At 47.1% G+C, this 15,946-nt stretch carries 14 protein-coding genes and 1 riboswitch; of the genes, 12 read left to right on the forward strand and 2 right to left on the reverse strand.

What is annotated here, in order from left to right; translation table 11 throughout:
• Positions 1 to 3 precede the first annotated feature (3 nt).
• Complete coding sequence (locus ACWA2B_RS00515; protein ID WP_029516200.1) at positions 4 to 1,332, forward strand: UDP-glucose dehydrogenase family protein; 1,329 nt, start codon at positions 4 to 6, stop codon at positions 1,330 to 1,332.
• Between the two features lie 197 nt (positions 1,333 to 1,529).
• On the opposite strand, the gene ACWA2B_RS00520 is transcribed toward ACWA2B_RS00515, so the two are convergent.
• Positions 1,530 to 1,856, reverse strand: coding sequence for a hypothetical protein (locus ACWA2B_RS00520; RefSeq protein WP_449291552.1), 327 nt, complete (start codon positions 1,854 to 1,856; stop codon positions 1,530 to 1,532).
• A gap of 49 nt (positions 1,857 to 1,905) precedes the next feature.
• Between ACWA2B_RS00520 and ACWA2B_RS00525 the strand changes: the two genes are divergently transcribed.
• The 4 genes from ACWA2B_RS00525 (at position 1,906) to ACWA2B_RS00540 (ending at position 7,971) form a co-directional block, all read left to right on the forward strand.
• The gene (locus ACWA2B_RS00525) at positions 1,906 to 3,282 is read left to right on the forward strand and encodes a sugar phosphate nucleotidyltransferase (RefSeq protein ID WP_029516201.1); all 1,377 of its coding nucleotides are present in this window, start codon (positions 1,906 to 1,908) and stop codon (positions 3,280 to 3,282) included.
• Between the two features lie 155 nt (positions 3,283 to 3,437).
• Positions 3,438 to 3,518, forward strand: a riboswitch (cyclic di-GMP riboswitch).
• 13 nt (positions 3,519 to 3,531) lie between these two features.
• Positions 3,532 to 5,133, forward strand: a complete 1,602-nt coding sequence (locus tag ACWA2B_RS00530; RefSeq protein WP_029516202.1) for a glycosyl hydrolase — start codon at positions 3,532 to 3,534, stop codon at positions 5,131 to 5,133.
• A 48-nt stretch (positions 5,134 to 5,181) separates the two neighbouring features.
• Positions 5,182 to 7,479: a hypothetical protein gene (locus tag ACWA2B_RS00535; RefSeq protein ID WP_449291553.1), complete on the forward strand. Its 2,298-nt coding sequence runs from the start codon at positions 5,182 to 5,184 to the stop codon at positions 7,477 to 7,479.
• A gap of 309 nt (positions 7,480 to 7,788) precedes the next feature.
• Positions 7,789 to 7,971 carry a hypothetical protein gene (locus ACWA2B_RS00540; RefSeq protein WP_069012564.1) on the forward strand — a complete coding sequence of 61 codons (183 nt, stop codon included), beginning with the start codon at positions 7,789 to 7,791 and terminating at the stop codon, positions 7,969 to 7,971.
• A 53-nt stretch (positions 7,972 to 8,024) separates the two neighbouring features.
• Here ACWA2B_RS00540 and ACWA2B_RS00545 read toward each other — a convergent pair whose 3' ends face one another.
• The gene (locus ACWA2B_RS00545; protein WP_025720479.1) at positions 8,025 to 8,393 is read right to left on the reverse strand and encodes a helix-turn-helix domain-containing protein; all 369 of its coding nucleotides are present in this window, start codon (positions 8,391 to 8,393) and stop codon (positions 8,025 to 8,027) included.
• 326 nt (positions 8,394 to 8,719) lie between these two features.
• On the opposite strand from ACWA2B_RS00545, the gene ACWA2B_RS00550 reads away from it, so the two are divergent.
• The 7 genes from ACWA2B_RS00550 to ACWA2B_RS00580 all read left to right on the forward strand — a co-directional run bounded on the left by ACWA2B_RS00550 (position 8,720) and on the right by ACWA2B_RS00580 (position 15,578).
• Positions 8,720 to 9,469: a YveK family protein gene (locus ACWA2B_RS00550; RefSeq protein ID WP_029516205.1), complete on the forward strand. Its 750-nt coding sequence runs from the start codon at positions 8,720 to 8,722 to the stop codon at positions 9,467 to 9,469.
• Positions 9,450 to 10,136 (forward strand): CpsD/CapB family tyrosine-protein kinase, encoded by a 687-nt coding sequence (locus ACWA2B_RS00555; RefSeq protein WP_029516206.1) that lies wholly within the window; start codon positions 9,450 to 9,452, stop codon positions 10,134 to 10,136. The genes ACWA2B_RS00550 and ACWA2B_RS00555 overlap by 20 nt, the downstream gene beginning before the upstream one ends.
• A gap of 85 nt (positions 10,137 to 10,221) precedes the next feature.
• Entirely contained in the window at positions 10,222 to 10,920 is a 699-nt protein-coding gene (locus tag ACWA2B_RS00560; RefSeq protein WP_029516207.1) for a sugar transferase, read from the forward strand.
• Positions 10,921 to 10,956: 36 nt separating this feature from the next.
• Positions 10,957 to 11,895, forward strand: a complete 939-nt coding sequence (gene fcl / locus ACWA2B_RS00565; RefSeq protein WP_340954627.1) for a GDP-L-fucose synthase — start codon at positions 10,957 to 10,959, stop codon at positions 11,893 to 11,895.
• A gap of 21 nt (positions 11,896 to 11,916) precedes the next feature.
• A complete protein-coding gene (gene gmd, locus ACWA2B_RS00570) occupies positions 11,917 to 12,906 on the forward strand; it encodes a GDP-mannose 4,6-dehydratase (protein WP_029516209.1) in 990 nt (329 codons plus the stop codon).
• 79 nt (positions 12,907 to 12,985) lie between these two features.
• Positions 12,986 to 14,329 carry a flippase gene (locus tag ACWA2B_RS00575; protein WP_039269547.1) on the forward strand — a complete coding sequence of 448 codons (1,344 nt, stop codon included), beginning with the start codon at positions 12,986 to 12,988 and terminating at the stop codon, positions 14,327 to 14,329.
• On the forward strand, positions 14,316 to 15,578 hold the full coding sequence (locus ACWA2B_RS00580) for a hypothetical protein (RefSeq protein ID WP_209949660.1): 1,263 nt from the start codon (positions 14,316 to 14,318) through the stop codon (positions 15,576 to 15,578). Before ACWA2B_RS00575 ends, ACWA2B_RS00580 begins: the two co-directional genes overlap by 14 nt.
• Positions 15,579 to 15,946 lie beyond the last annotated feature (368 nt).

The raw sequence follows: 15,946 nt of genomic DNA on the forward strand, positions 1-15,946 counted from the left end.
GGAATGAAGCTGGCTGTAATTGGTACTGGATACGTTGGGCTCGTCTCGGGTGTATGTTTTGCGCAAAAAGGTAATGAGGTGATTTGTGTCGATCTGGAGCAGTACAAAATCGACATGTTGAACCGGGCAGAATCTCCGATTTATGAACCGGGTATTGAGGAATTGATCGCGCTGAATCTGGAAGCAGGTCGATTGGAGTTTACTTCGGATTTGGCTGATGCGGTACGCCGCTCGGATATCGTCATTTTGGCGGTAGGTACGCCTTCTCTGGCTAACGGCGAGGCGAACTTGTCCTACATTGAACAGGCGGCTGCTGATGTTGGGAAAGCCATGAACGGGTATAAGATTATTATGACCAAGAGTACTGTACCTGTCGGAACGAACGAAAAGATTAAGGACGTATTGGCTCGTCACACGAGTTTGTCTTTCGATATCGTATCTGCGCCGGAGTTTCTGAGAGAAGGCTCAGCCATCAATGATACGCTTCATCCGGATCGCATCATTATTGGTTTGGACAATACTGGATTGCGTGAAACAATGGTCACTCTGCATCAGGTGTTCACGGATAAAATCTATGTGACGGATATCCGTAGTGCTGAAATGATCAAATACGCGTCAAATGCGTTCCTGGCAACTAAAATTTCGTTCATTAACGAAATCGCTAATATTTGCGAAAAGGTTGGCGCCGATGTAACCTGTGTGGCTGATGGCATGGGTATGGACAAACGGATCGGCTCCTCTTTCCTACAAGCAGGGATCGGGTATGGTGGCTCTTGCTTTCCAAAAGACACAAATGCGCTTATCCAAATTGCGGGTAATGTAGACTATGAATTTAAGTTGTTGAAATCGGTGGTCGAGGTGAATACCGACCAGCGCTTTATGATTGTATCCAAGCTGCGTGAATCGCTGGGTCAACTGAACGGTGTGTCGATTGGCATTTGGGGCCTCGCCTTCAAGCCAAATACAGACGACATCCGCGAAGCTCCAGCACTGGAAATCGTAGAAACACTCATTCAGGCAGGCGCAATTGTCAAACTGTATGATCCCATTGCGATGGATAAATTCAAGGAGCACGTGGATCACCCGAATATTGTGTGGTGCTCATCCCCACAGCAAGCCGCCGAAGGTAGCGACGCTGTGTGCCTGTTGACCGATTGGGAAGAGTTCAAAAAGGTCGATCTCGTACAACTGGCCTCCCTTCTGCGCAAACCGGTTCTAATTGACGGTCGTAACGTATTCGCCGAGGAACAGATTCAAGGCTCCGGGCTGGAATACTATTCCGTGGGGCGTCCGCGGATGAGTGGGTGGAACAGAGATAAAGTGGAAGTTTAAAAAGTGACTGTGGTGGTGGGGGAGGCGCTGCGCGTGCAGATTGTTCTTCCGATTGCTGTTACCCCCGGATTTTCTTGATTGTGTAAAACATTCAAAGGTTAAAATCCGGGGGTAAAGGCAAACGCTGACGCTTCTTCAGAACAATTCTGCCCGCTCCGTTGCTTTCCGCCGTGGAGTCACAGTTTTAAACTCCCACCTTATGGGATGGGAGTAGGAAGGGCGTATCGGAAGGAGCGGCGCGGTTGATGCCGCTCCTTCCGATCAAAGCGCCTCGCGGCTGGGCCGAGCGCGTGAGCGCTAACAGGCTGACCGGACTTAATCATGTCCGGTCGCGCCTTTTGCAATAAACGGTATGATCGGCATGATGCATTTTTGAGTAGCGCAGGGGTGGATTTGAATCTGGAGAAGCGATAGCGTTCGCCTTTGGACCGGGATTCAAACCTATATACGATTTTATATAATCGAATGAATCCCGGTCCAACAGCGATCGTAAGATCAAATCCAGCCCGTAGCGGACTACTCAACCCTGCCCCATCCGATCACCCATACATTATAGAGAGGAAGTGGAGAGTTATGAAGCTCGTACTTTTGTCTGGTGGTTCCGGTAAAAGATTATGGCCTTTGTCCAACGATTCCCGTTCCAAACAATTTTTGAAGGTACTGGAGAGCCCGGAGGGGACTTCGGAATCCATGGTACAGCGGGTATGGAGACAATTGGGAGACAACGGATTATCAGAATCCTCGTTTATTGCGACAGGGAGAGCACAGGTCGAAATGATCCAGAGTCAGGTTGGGCCGAATACGCGTATCATTGTTGAGCCAGAACGCAGAGACACCTTTCCTGCGATTGCGCTGACAGCGACTTATTTATATTCCATTGCAGGTGTTTCACCTGATGAAATTGTAGCTATATTGCCTGTAGATCCTTATGTTGAGGATGCTTTCTTCGCCTCCGTAGCCCAACTGGAACATACGCTTCAGGAGAGTGAAGGCAAGCTTGCATTAATCGGGGTTGTCCCTTCCTATCCTTCAGAGAAATATGGTTACATTATTCCGAAAAACGATGCCACCCAAGGTAGCACTGGCTACCGCGAAGTGAGCCATTTTCAAGAGAAACCCGACCGGGAGCAGGCGGAGCGTCTGATTGAACGCAATGCTCTATGGAACTGCGGGGTTTTTGCGTTCAAATTAAGTTATTTGCTGGATATCTTGGCATCCAAGGGATTGCCGCTGAATTATGAAGAAATGCAAAAGCAATACGCATCTCTGGAAAAAATCAGTTTTGACTATGAAGTAGTCGAGAAGGAAAAGGACATTGTAGTTCTTCCGTATGATGGTTTTTGGAAGGATTTAGGTACTTGGAATACGCTCACAGAAGAAATGTCTAATCAACAAGTGGGCAGAGGTGTAGTAACGGAGGATTGCGTCAATACGAGTCTTATTAACGAGTTGGACATTCCTGTGGCGATCATTGGAACGAATGATCTGATTGTAGCCGCTAGCCCGGATGGCATTCTTGTGACCAATAAGGCAGAAAGTCCTCGTATTAAAGAAGTGCTCAAGGCTCATGATCAGCGTCCAATGTATGAAGAACGTCGTTGGGGGCAGTATCGGGTTGTGGATTATGTCAAATATGACGAGGGTAACGAGGTATTGACCAAACGAATCCGCGTACGAAAAGGCAAAAATATCAGCTACCAGCTTCATTTCAAACGGAGTGAAATCTGGACCATTATTAGCGGTGAAGCGGAAATTATTTTGAATGAGAAGCTACACAAAGTAAAGGCTGGTGATGTAGTCCGCATTCCTGAAGGGACGAAGCATAGCATTTTGGCTGTGACCGATGTGGATTTTATTGAGGTGCAGACTGGCTCTGAATTGGTTGAAGAGGATATTGTCCGCTTTTGTATGGATTGGAATGAAATTTCCCGTCACCAATTTATCTCATAATTATTTTCGTGAAAACGAAAAAAAGACAAATTCATGAAAATTCATGGCCCAAACTGTCGAATTTGGGCGAAAACCTGTAAATTCATGAACATGACCTATTAAATTTTGGTAAAATAAAGTCGATACTTAGGGTAAGAAGGAATCCAAACTCCTTCCAACGATAAACGCAGCCCTGTCGAAAGGCAGGTACGCAAAGCTAAAGGGCCTTCCACAAGGATGGCAGCCTGGCTACCGAAAGGAAGAGCGAAAGTGAGATTCAATTTTATTCCTCTGTATCGACTGATACGTCATGTACTCCCCGTTGTTATACTTTTTTCATTGTTGCCCGTCGGTTTTGGTGATTCTCTGTCTGTGGCGAATGCCGCTTCATTACAACCTGTTAATTCGGACGCTTCTATTCAGGCCCGTGAACTATACAATTATTTACTCAACATCTCAGGGAAAAAAATAGTCACCGGTCAGCATGATTATTTGGAAAGTCCGGATGAATTAAGTAACAAGGTCCAAAAAATCAGTCAGGCATATGTAGGTGTACACGGCTATGAGATGGGAGCTATCTCTGGTCAATCTGACGCTACAGAAGCAGCGCAACGTAAAAATGTCGTCGATAGTGCTATCCGTTGGGACAGATCCGGTGGTATTGTGACGATGACTTTTCATGAAGCGCTACCAGGTAGGCCACTGACTTGGGCCAATGTACAGGCGAAAGTAAGTCAGACAGAGTTCAACAAATACGTGACCCCAGGTACTACGCAGTATAACCTCCTCATTGCCGATCTGGATAAGGTCGCTGTATCGTTAAAGCAGCTTCGTGATGCAGGGGTTCCGGTTTTGTGGAGACCTTACCACGAGATGAATGGCGACTGGTTCTGGTGGGGAAACAAAAATAATTTCAATCAGCTATGGAATATCATGTACGACCGTTTTACCAACACACATCAATTGAACAATCTGCTGTGGGTATGGAGTCCGAATGCGCCCAATTCGTATACTGTCCCGTACACCCCGAAATACCCGGGGGATGACAGAGTGGACATCTTGGCAGTAGATATTTACAACAATGATTTTAAGCAAAGTCATTACGAAGGTCTGCTTGGGCTGGCACGGAATAAGCCGATTGCCATTGGGGAGCACGGTGAGATGCCTAGTTCTGAGGTGTTGCAGGCTCAACCTAAATGGGTATATTCCATGACTTGGGGCAAGATGCTGACTGAGAATAACACAACAAATCAAATTCAGGATTATATGAATGATTCGAGGAGTTTGACGCGGGATGATGTGAAGAATGGATTGGAAACGATTCAACCACCTGGGACAGATATACCGACCTTACCGGACGAGGGACAAAGTGAGCCTATCCCGGCTCCGCCAGTAGTGATCGTTCCCCCAGCTCCGACTCCTCCTTCTGTTCCTGATGTGGTATATGTGAACGGGTTGCGTGGCGAATATTTTAACAATATGAATTTGAATGGAAGTCCTGTTTTGATCCGTACAGATAGCAAGCTGGACTACAACTGGCGTGCCAATGCAGCTGACCCTAAGGTGAATGCCGATCAGTTCTCGGTTCGCTGGACGGGTAAAATCAAACCGCAATATAGCGAGACCTATACGTTCACCACGATATCCGATGATGGTATCCGTGTATGGGTAGACGGCAAGTTGGTGATTGACAGCTGGTTCAAACAAAGCTGGACAGAGCGTAAAGGCAGTATGACTTTGGAAGCAGGCAAAATGGTAGATTTAAAAGTAGAATACTATGATGAAAAAGGCGACGCGATGGCACGTCTAATGTGGGAAAGTCAGCATGAAGCGAAAGCGGTGATTCCCGGAAACGCTTTGTTTCTTCCTTGATTAATACTCTTTCCCGGTCCAAAAATTTGAGGAGAGAGGGTCGATCATATGATAAAAAAATGGTTATCCCATAGGTATACAGTAGTTTTATCTGGACTACTAGCGATCGTAGCTATAGCGATGATCGCTTGGTTTATATACACGCCTTCAAGAAGCGCAGAATTGCAGACGGATAAAGTAGCAGCTGCCAGTCCAGTATGGAAGCTGGGGCAGAGGGATGACTCTTCAGTGGAATTCAAAGGTGTGGTCGGCAGGGATAATATCGACATTTCTACAGCAGCTGCCTCTACCGAATCATCTGCTAAAGGAGCAATGTCAGCGTTGTCGGTAGCAGAAGAGAGTACAACAGTTCCGGTATTGCTCAGCAGTGGAGATATTCCTCCCGGTTTGAATGCGTCCACGAACCCTGAACTGACACTCCAGTATAAGCTGAATCAGATTCCTCCCAATGGTATGATATTCCGTGTTCGGATTTTAGATGCGGGCAAAGCAGTCCCACAAATGGCTGTATTTTCAAATCAACAGCTGTCCGGTATTATTCAGATTGCCGGAGTATCCGGTACTGGGAGTGCTTATAATTTCAAAAACAACTACGAGCTGTATATACCCAAAGAGCAATTGCAAAGCGGTGTTAACGTACTCAAGCTAAAGACAGCGCGCTGCCTATACTGCTCCTCTGCAGAAGATAAAAATGTGTGGTGGACTTGGGATGACTTGAGCTTGGAGACGTTAGCTTCACCTGCGACCGAACCGGTACACGGTAAATATATACTGACCGGAACAAATGTGAACAATAAAGAATTTTATTATGATCAGGGTGCAGTTAAGCATTTACCATACGTTCTCAAATGGCTGGGAATTGCTTATAGTGGCAATGTCATGAGGGTCACCTGTGCCAGCAATGTGGGCAAGGCATGTACAGACGTGGATGATTACTATCAAACGTTAAAGCAGTATAATATGCAATCGTCTGCTTTGTATTTATATACAGGTGATATCAAGCTGCAAAAAGATGGTTCTCTGCCAGAGACGGCCAAGCAAAAGTTGCGCGATTATGTAAAAAAATACGGTTCTTATCTTCAATATTATGAAGTAGATAACGAACCTGGATTATTTAATCGCTCCAAGGCGGTAAATCTGGCTGTAGCTAAGTGGTTGAATACGGAAGGGAAGCAATTGGCACCGCATCTCAAAACGGTAGCGCCGGGTTGGGCCTACTGGCCGACGTACTCTACCAAGGCGTGCAAAAATCAAACCGGAGGTACGAAAAAATGCGGTGATCCGGATGGATGGGAGCGAGACCCGGCGCAGCGTAAACAGCTGGAGGAAGTCACCGACCTGACCAACGGACACGCCTACGGTGAATCGTATAATGAAGAGGGCGGGGGCAGCTTCATTCAAAATTTGAAAACCTTCGGCGGTTCGAGCGACGGACTGGCGAAGAAGATGCTGAACACGGAGTTCGGTACCAATGATACGCATCGAGATAATCCAGATTACGGGGCTAGTCAGCCACAAGCAGCCGCATTCGACCGGATTATGCGTTCACAAATTGGGTTTGCCGATATGTTTATCCAGCACGCTGCTTTTTATAAAGATTATACGCTGTTTAAAACAGGCTTCGATCTGCAAAGTCATAACCCGGCCAACACAGAAATTTATCCGTTCGGGCAGGGACAGGACACTCGTGTTAAGATCATGAGACGCTTGAGTCTAGCCTATGCCACCCATGGGAAACCTCTGACTTATACAGTGCTGAATCCAGAGGATACCAAGGATAAAATGGTGTATGTGCGTGCGGTGGATACGTCCAAGCTTAAACCGCTGGCAGGTAGCGGCGCTACTTCAAACAAATTGCTGGTAAATCTAGTGAATTTCGAATCCACCACGCAGACCGTTCGTGTACGGGTGACAATGCCGAATGCCGGTTTGTACACGGGTGAACGTTTTGGAGCGGGTTCCACTTACAGTCAGGCACAGCGTTCCATATCAGGGCTCAAGGCTTCTCCTGCCCTTGATTTTGAAGAAAAGCTGGGCCCTGGCGAAGCGGTACAATATATTTTGGAATTAAAAAGTACAGATCAGACCGCAGCTTCAGCTCCAACAGGGGTGAAGGCTGCCTCTGTTCAGGATGGGGCGGTAGAGATTAATTGGCTTCAGGCAGAAGGCGTATCTTCCTATGATGTGCTGCGTGCTGACGGAACCGACGGGGCCTATCAGGTGATTGCCTCGCAAGTAGCGGGAAGCACGTATACAGACCGCACGGTAAAAGCCGGAAGCCACTATGTCTACAAAGTCCGAGCGACCGGAGGTACTCAGGTTTCCCAGGCAGCCGAGGCCGCTTAATCAGATCGGAATGCATATAGGACCTTAGAGTTCGAATACCTAACATCATTTCGAAATAAAACAAAAAAGAACCTATCAGGAGAAAATAGGACCTGACAGGTTCTTTTTTGTTGGAAAATCGTTCTGATTTGCCAATACTTTACGTATAATGAAGAAAAAAATAAGAAAATCCTTTTTTATTCTCGTCATAAGACGACAACATTGCAGGTGTGTATTCATATATAATAGTTTTGTTCACGACTATACATACAAGGTTTGTGGGAAATTTCTTTCCGGTGACCAAGAATAATAAAGTGAGGTTAGTGCTGAATGAACAAGGAGACAGAATTAGGGGGGAACAACCCTCTTTTTCAAAACAACGTACAGAAAGCAGGCAAAGCTGCCATCCACTTGGACATCCGGGACATTTTGCTCCAATGTGGGTTCACGATGCCAGAATGGCTAGAAAGCGACGCGGATGGAACCACATACCGGAAGGACAAGCGCGTGTAAATTCCAACGGCTGGTCTTACTTGAGCGAGACGTGAAGCAGTCGGCCGCTTTCTTTATTCCATCATTCGTTCCATTCGGACAAATGCAATAAAACGTTTGGCTTCTTCCTCAGACAAGGTGCGTCCATCAATGGTCAGGTTGAAACGTTGCAGAATATCCTCATCGGACAGTTCAAGCTGGTCCACAAATTCCCTCACATCTGAATCCAATATTGCCGCCGGATGGCTCGTACGTCCCACCAAGTAGTCAATCGTTACCCCGAAAATATCAGCGAGCTTGGTCAGGATCTCGAAATCTGGCTTGCGCCTATTTTTTTCATAGTGAGAAAGAGCTGCCCGCGTAATTCCGAGGGATTGTGCTAGTTCCTCTTGTTTTAATCCCTTATGTTCTCGTAATTCAGCGATGCGGGTGCCATAATTCATCCGTTTTTCCTCCTGAAGGCAAGGTTAAGAAAGGTAAAAAAGCAAGTTTACGCTTGACAAGATACGTTTTGTATCATAAATTAGTTATGTAAGTTACATAACGTATCTTTATTTAATAGTTTTCACTGATGTCTTCGTTTATATACCCTAAGAGGCCACCGATGATGAGCATTTTGTGCTTATTCGCTGGCTAGACCTTCTATGCGCTATTATACAACATTTTACTATAGATTAGAGGGTCATGCACCGTTCTTTTCCCCGTTATGCAGAGGATCAGTACAAGCGTTATTGCATCGAAAACAAGTCAATCAGGGAGGACTGGTCTTGTGCAGTTGAAAGAGTACATCCGTTTGATCCGTAAAAGAATGTGGTTGATTGGTAGCATCGTACTGCTAGTATGTACTGTAGTGGGCATAAAAAATATGTATTTTACCCCGCAGATTTATGAAGCTACCGCAAAGCTCATTATCAACCAGACGCCACGACCGGATCGTGCAGGTGTCGTCGATTACAGTGTAGTTCAAACGAATATAGCCTTAACGAACTCCTATAAGCAAATTATGATCTCCTCGGCGATTATGGATCAGGTGGTCGCCAGCTTCCCCGATCTTAAGGTCACTCCGTCAGCATTGGCGCAAAAATTAAGAGTGAACACCGCAGGTGATTCACAGGTCATGGATGTAACAATCCGCGATTTATCGTATACGAAGGCTGTGAAAACCGTCAATGCGGTAGCCAAAGTATTCAAACGGCAAATCCCCTCTATCATGAAAATGGACAATGTCACCATCCTAAGCGAAGCCAGTCTGAATGATCCAGCAGTTCCCGTGAACAGTAATGCCACTATACAGATATTTATTGCTTTTGCCACCTCTTTATTGTTGGGAATAGGCTTGGCGTTTCTGCTGGAGGTACTGGATGATACATTTAAGAATGAAGAGGATATTGAAATAGAACTCGGTCTGCCTACCCTAGCCCTGATTACGAAAATGAAAAAAGAAGATAAACGCTCTGACAGCTCCACTACAACTCCTAAACAGGTAGGTGAAGGGCAATATGCCGCGATTAATCAATAATCAGCTCGTTACATCCCTACATGCTCAGTCTTCCGTTTCGGAGGAGTACCGCATGCTTCGCACTAACATCCAGTTTTCTTCTATAGACGAGCCGATTGAGGTTATGATGGTGGCGTCCGCTCAGGCGGGTGAAGGCAGAACGGTCACAATTAGCAATTTGGCTGTAACCTATGCGCAAGAGGGGAAAAAGGTGCTGATTATGGATATGGATCTGCGCCGTTCCTCCTTGCACCATATGTTTGGTTTGCGTAATCATACAGGGCTGACACGGGTGCTTGCCAATCAACAGGCATGGCAGGATGTGGTTCAAGAAACCGGGATTGACCATCTGCATGCAATTACAGCCGGACCGAACCCGCCCAATCCGTCCGAGATGCTCAGTTCCCGCAGAATGAATGCTCTGCTGGTTGAGCTGAAAGAACATTATGACGTGATCCTAATGGATACACCGCCGTTGCTGTCCTTTCCGGATGGCTTCATTATAAGCGCCATGTGTGACGGAGTCATTCTGGTGGTGCAGGCAGGGAAGGTCAAAAAGGATGTCGTCAAGAAAGCAAAAGCGAATTTGGAAAGAGTAAAGGCGCGCATTCTGGGCGTAGTACTTAATAATGTGAAGCGTTCGAATACCCGTGTCGAGCGGGGGATGGAGGAACGCAATCTGACATGAATAAAAAGGAGGAAAATGAGAGTATATAAAATTCTTTTAACAATGTATAAATAATACTTATTAATAAGGAGCGAGGTGATGAGACGTGTCTTCTTCCCGCTCGAATGAGGTCGAAGTGCGGGGTGCGTCAGTGGATGTTTATTCGGTCGCTCATGGGCTTGAACGGCGGCAAGGATGGAACGTATACCCGTTCGTGAAGCGAAGCATGGACATTATATTGTCTTTCATTGGAATCATCGTGCTATGCCCGGTATTTCTGCTTGTCATTTTGCTGATTAAGCTGGAGGACCCCAAAGGAAGTGCAATATTTTATCAAGTACGTATTGGAAAAAATGAGCGGCCGTTTCGCATGATCAAATTTCGTTCCATGGTGTCTGATGCCGAAGCCAGATTATCTGCACTGCTGGTGGAAAATGAAATTGAGGGTGCGATGTTCAAAATGCGGGACGATCCCCGAATTACCCGTGTGGGTCGCTTTCTTCGCAGAACGAGCATCGACGAGTTGCCACAACTGTTCAATGTACTGCGTGGGCAGATGAGTCTGGTAGGACCCAGACCCCCGTTGCCAAGAGAGGTCCATGATTACACAGTGAGGGATAAGCTGCGTCTGACGGTTACACCAGGCTGCACCGGTCTATGGCAGATCAGCGGTCGTAATCATCTAAGCTTTAACCAGATGGTAGAACTGGATTTGGAGTACATATCCAGACGCAGTTTCCGCACAGATATGATTATTATGCTGAAAACATTTCGTGTGCTGCTAGGCTCCAAGGATGCGTATTAAAGTCTTTCATTTTCACGAAGAAGGTAGGGGATAAGTATGGATCTTCATTCCAACATATATGTAGCAGGGCATCACGGACTGGTGGGTTCCGCTATTGTCCGATCGCTTCAGGAAGCGGGTTACCGTCATATTATTACTCGCACAAGCCGTGAGCTGGATCTACGTAATAAAGAGGCAGTAGATCATTTTTTTGAAACAGAGTCTGTGGATTATGTATTTTTGGCAGCGGCCAAGGTTGGTGGGATTTTGGCGAATAACGAATATCCGGCTGATTTTATCCGTGACAATCTGCTTATACAAACAAATGTGATTGATGCGGCATACCGGGCAAATGTAAGTAAGCTATTATTCCTAGGTTCTACCTGTATCTATCCTAAATTTGCTCCGCAGCCGTTACGGGAAGAATATCTGCTCACGGGTGAACTGGAGCCTACTAATGAGGCCTATGCGATTGCTAAAATTGCCGGGATTAAAATGTGTCAGTCTTACAACCGTCAGTATGGAACCCGGTTTATTTCTGTGATGCCGACGAATTTATACGGTCCGGGCGACAATTTTGATCTCCAGACTTCTCATGTGTTGCCTGCGCTCATCCGCAAGTTTCATGAAGCCAAGCTGAATCAATCTCCGACTGTAGAAGTATGGGGTTCTGGTACGCCGCGGCGAGAATTTCTTCATTCTGATGATTTGGCTGAGGCCTGTCTATTCCTAATGAACAATTATGAGGGAAATGAAATTGTAAATATCGGCGTAGGTGAGGATATCTCCATTCGTGAGCTGGCTGAGCAAGTGAAGAATGTAGTCGGCTATGAGGGAGAAATTACCTTTAACACCTCCGCTCCTGATGGAACGCCGCGTAAGTTGGTAGATGTATCCCGAATTTCCGGGCTGGGCTGGTCGGCGCGTATTTCACTAGAAGAGGGATTAAAGTCTGTGTATCAGGCATTTCAAGGTCTGGATCTGGTTGAACAATAAAAAAACGGTGGGGGAATTGGAATGAAAAAAGCGCTGATCACAGGAATTACCGGGCAAGACGGGTCCTATCTGGCTGAATTGCTGCTATCCAAAGATTATGAGGTGTACGGGATGCGCAGACGAACCAGCACACCGAACTTTGAAAATGTAGCGCATATCCAGAATGACATCCACTGGCTTTCCGGTGATATGACCGATCTGGCTTCATTGATTGAAGCCGTCCGGCAGTCCGACCCGGATGAGGTCTACAACTTGGCTGCTCAATCCTTCGTAGCGGCCTCATGGCCGCAGCCGTTGGCTACAGGGCAGATTACAGCATTATCTGTCACCAATATGCTGGAGGCGGTTCGAATTGCCAAACCGGAAGCGCGCTTTTACCAGGCGTCAAGCAGCGAGATGTTTGGTAAGGTGCTGGAGACACCGCAGACAGAAACGACCCCGTTCTACCCACGTAGTCCCTACGGTGTTGCCAAAGTGTACGGCCATTGGATTACAGTGAACTATCGTGAAAGCTTTGATATGTTTGCTTGCTCTGGCATTCTGTTCAATCACGAATCCCCACGTCGAGGATTGGAATTTGTAACCCGTAAAGTGTCGGATGCGGTAGCTCGTATCAAGCTGGGGTTGCAGCAAGAGCTGCGCATGGGAAATTTGGATTCACTGCGAGACTGGGGTTTTGCAGGGGATTATGTAAAGGCGATGTGGCTGATGCTTCAGCAGGATCAACCGGATGATTACGTCATTTCCACGGGAGAAATGCATTCTGTGCGTGAACTGCTGCAAATTGCCTTTTCCCATGTAGGTTTAAATTATGAGGATTACGTCGTGATCGATCCTCAATTTGTCCGTCCGGCAGAGGTAGATCTATTACTCGGCGATTGTGCCAAGGCGAAAGAAAAGCTGGGCTGGCGATTGGAAGTAGGCTTCGAGCAGCTCATTCGTATGATGGTGGATACAGACTTGGAGCGGGTAAAAAGGCAGGCTGCAGTTGAAGCTTCTGTCGTCGTGTAAGAGATGGAGAGGCCATCCGCCTGGGCGGGGGGTCTCTTCGCTGTACGCAAGGTCATTTTTTCAAGATGGAGTAAAACCTATGACATTAGTCGAAAAACGCGCCAAACCGCGCAGAAGTTTGCTGGTGAATACATCCTGGCTGTTCGGTGACAAAATGATTCGCATGGTGTTCGGCCTGGCAGTCAGCATCATCATGGCGAGAGTGTTGGGACCAGAGGAACTGGGAAAGTGGAATTATGCGGAATCCTTTTTCGGGATGTTTCTGATTTTTACGACCCTTGGCTTTGATTCTATATTAGTACGCGATCTTGTCAAAGACCCCAAGGATGAGCATGAGCTATTGGGTACGGCGGTTCTGTTGAAATTGTTAGGTACTCTGATAGCCATTGTACTGTCCTATTCCTTCATTTCACTACTCAGACCGGAAGACAGTTCGGTGCGGTTGATCAATCTGATCTTGGCTACGGCCTCGGTATTTCAATTGTTTGATATCATCGACTACTGGTTTCGTGCGCAGATGCTGTCCAAATACACGGTCGTTGCCAAGAATACCGCTTTTGTTCTCGGCTCCACTGTCAAAATCATTTTGTTGTTATCGGGTGTTCCGATATGGATGGTGGCGTTGTGTGCTCATGGAGAGTTTCTGTTGGGAAGCCTACTGCTGCTGTATTTCTTCCGTAAGGAAGGACGACGCGTGAACCAATGGACGTTCCGTTTAGCCACAGCTCGGCGAATCATGAATCACAGCTGGCCGCTCATATTGTCATCCTCCGCTGTATATGTACAGGCACGGATTGATCAAGTCATTATCGGTGAACTGCTGGGAAACGCTGCGGTTGGGCAATACTCCGTTGCACTCCGACTCATCGAAGTGTTGGGCTTCATTCCGGTCGTTCTGACAACGGCTTATGCTCCGGTGGTGACACGTTCCAAGCAGAAAGGAAGCGACGAATACAGACAGACATTGTCCAAGGTGTATCGGCTGATGTTTATATGCTTTCTTGTGACCTCGGTACCTTTATTTTTTCTATCCCAATGGGTAGTGGTTGTGCTGTATGGGAGAGAATTTACCGAAGCAGGTTCGCTGTTGTCTCTATTCGCGATTCGTCTGTTTTTCACCAACTTCAGTGTTGCTAAAAGCTTGTTTATTACCAATGAAAATTTGTTCAGATACACGCTGCTGACCTCGGTGGTGGGGGCGGTCACGAATATCGCTTTCAATTACGCGCTAATCCCGTTGCTTGGTGTCCGAGGGTCGTTAGTGGCGACGATTTTGTCCTTTACGATATCTGTATTTCTATTAGATTTGTTGTTTAAGGAAGTTAAATCTAATTTGGGTTGGATGATGAAGTCCATCCTGACCTTCTGGCGTGTTCATATTACAGTACCGAAAGTTGGAGAGAACAATCATGATACCCATTAAACCGTTTGTTCGGCATGAGGAACAGTGCCCGCATTGTGGAGGTAAGGTACGTGGTGGAGAGGTGCTGTGGCAGGGAATCCATGTATGTGTCAGCACTATGTGTGAGGGGTGCGGACGCGAATATCTTGAGGACATGAGGGTCGGCCATGCTACGTATTCACCTTATCGTGTAGAAATGCCTGACTATATTCTGACCGGTGATGCGAAGTCGAGAAAATGGCTCGGAGAACCTTTGCGACAATCGTTGATGAATCCTTCCTATGACTTAGCAGTCGGCATGACCGTGCATAAAATGAAAGCTTCTACACGTGTAATCATCGTCAACACAATGGATTATTTGTATGGTCATGCTTTGCTCAAGCTGCTCAATGTGCAACGCGAATACGAGCAATCGCCGGACCTGGGCATCATCGTCATTGTGCAAAAGTCGCTGGAGTGGATGGTGCCAGCATATGTGTCTGAAATTTGGACGGTTGATGTGCCGTTCAGCAGGGCACGAAACTTTTATCCTGTACTACATCATCGGATGATTGAGGAACTGATGCGTTTTGATGAGGTGTATGTCAGCCCGGCGTATTCACATCCCAATCAGTTTGATATTGAGCAGTTTACAGGTGTCTCCCGTTATAACGAGGATCGTGAGCCGGAGCCGCGCATTACCTTCGTATGGAGGGAAGACCGCTTGTGGAGCGGCAGCCATCATATCGCAAGAGCGGTACAGAAATTTCCGCAGCTCAAACGTGGGCTAAAACCGCTAATTTATCATCAGCGCAGTAAAATCATACGGCTGTTCCGCAGGCTGAGAGAAAGCTTCCCGGATCATCGCTTTACAGTCGCTGGACTTGGGCGTACCGGGAGTTTCCCGGCATGGATTTCTGATGAGCGTGTCACACGCTTCGACCGGGAAAGTGAGCTGCGGGTCTGCAAGGTATATGCAGCCAGCCGATTAGTGATCGGCATCCACGGCTCTAATATGCTGCTGCCCTCTGCGCATGCCGGTATGACCATTGATTTGATGCCCAAGGACCGATGGGGGAATTACGCTCAGGATATTTTATTTCACGAAACCGATCATCGGCTTACAGCTTACAAATACCGCTTTGTGCCGATGGAATCGAGTGTAACTCTAGTGGCAGATATGGCAGCTGCCCAGCTCAAAGGGGCAGATCATTTTAATATGCAGATGACGGAGGAGAGGCAACGGGAACATTCAAGTTGGAGGGGGGAGGCCGCTTCGGGACGGATTTGATCCTGGAGCGACTTTTGTGGATGGAAGTCCGCTGCGGGACGGATTTGATCTTCCGATCGCTGTTGACGAGGGATTCCCTAGATTGAATAGGCCCTGTAAAAGGGCGGAATCCCTCGTCAAAGGCGAACGCTGCCGCTTCTCCAGATTCAAATCCTTACCCTCCGCTACCCACCGCCGCCAAAAAGAATTTCCCCCAGCCTATTGGGTGGGGAAGGTAAAAGCCGCCTGGTGATAGCTTCGCCCTATCGCCTAGAACTTCTATGCCGGGCATGCATCCCGGCGTAATTAATGCTCTGTACAGTTCTCTGTCAGGGTGACAGGGTCCGGTGGATAACAATCTGGACAGGCGACAGTCTAGCCATAGTTAA

Source organism: Paenibacillus sp. CMM36 (assembly GCF_053570945.1).

Bases quoted from the DNA above. Each gene is read 5' to 3' on its own strand.
- ACWA2B_RS00515 (WP_029516200.1), top strand. From the start codon at position 4: ATGAAGCTGGCTGTAATTGGTACTGGATACGTTGGGCTCGTCTCGGGT.
- ACWA2B_RS00525 (WP_029516201.1), top strand. From the start codon at position 1,906: ATGAAGCTCGTACTTTTGTCTGGTGGTTCCGGTAAAAGATTATGGCCT.
- ACWA2B_RS00535 (WP_449291553.1), top strand. From the start codon at position 5,182: ATGATAAAAAAATGGTTATCCCATAGGTATACAGTAGTTTTATCTGGA.
- ACWA2B_RS00540 (WP_069012564.1), top strand. From the start codon at position 7,789: ATGAACAAGGAGACAGAATTAGGGGGGAACAACCCTCTTTTTCAAAAC.
- ACWA2B_RS00545 (WP_025720479.1), bottom strand. From the start codon at position 8,393: ATGAATTATGGCACCCGCATCGCTGAATTACGAGAACATAAGGGATTA.
- ACWA2B_RS00555 (WP_029516206.1), top strand. From the start codon at position 9,450: ATGCCGCGATTAATCAATAATCAGCTCGTTACATCCCTACATGCTCAG.
- fcl (WP_340954627.1), top strand. From the start codon at position 10,957: ATGGATCTTCATTCCAACATATATGTAGCAGGGCATCACGGACTGGTG.
- gmd (WP_029516209.1), top strand. From the start codon at position 11,917: ATGAAAAAAGCGCTGATCACAGGAATTACCGGGCAAGACGGGTCCTAT.
- ACWA2B_RS00575 (WP_039269547.1), top strand. From the start codon at position 12,986: ATGACATTAGTCGAAAAACGCGCCAAACCGCGCAGAAGTTTGCTGGTG.
- ACWA2B_RS00580 (WP_209949660.1), top strand. From the start codon at position 14,316: ATGATACCCATTAAACCGTTTGTTCGGCATGAGGAACAGTGCCCGCAT.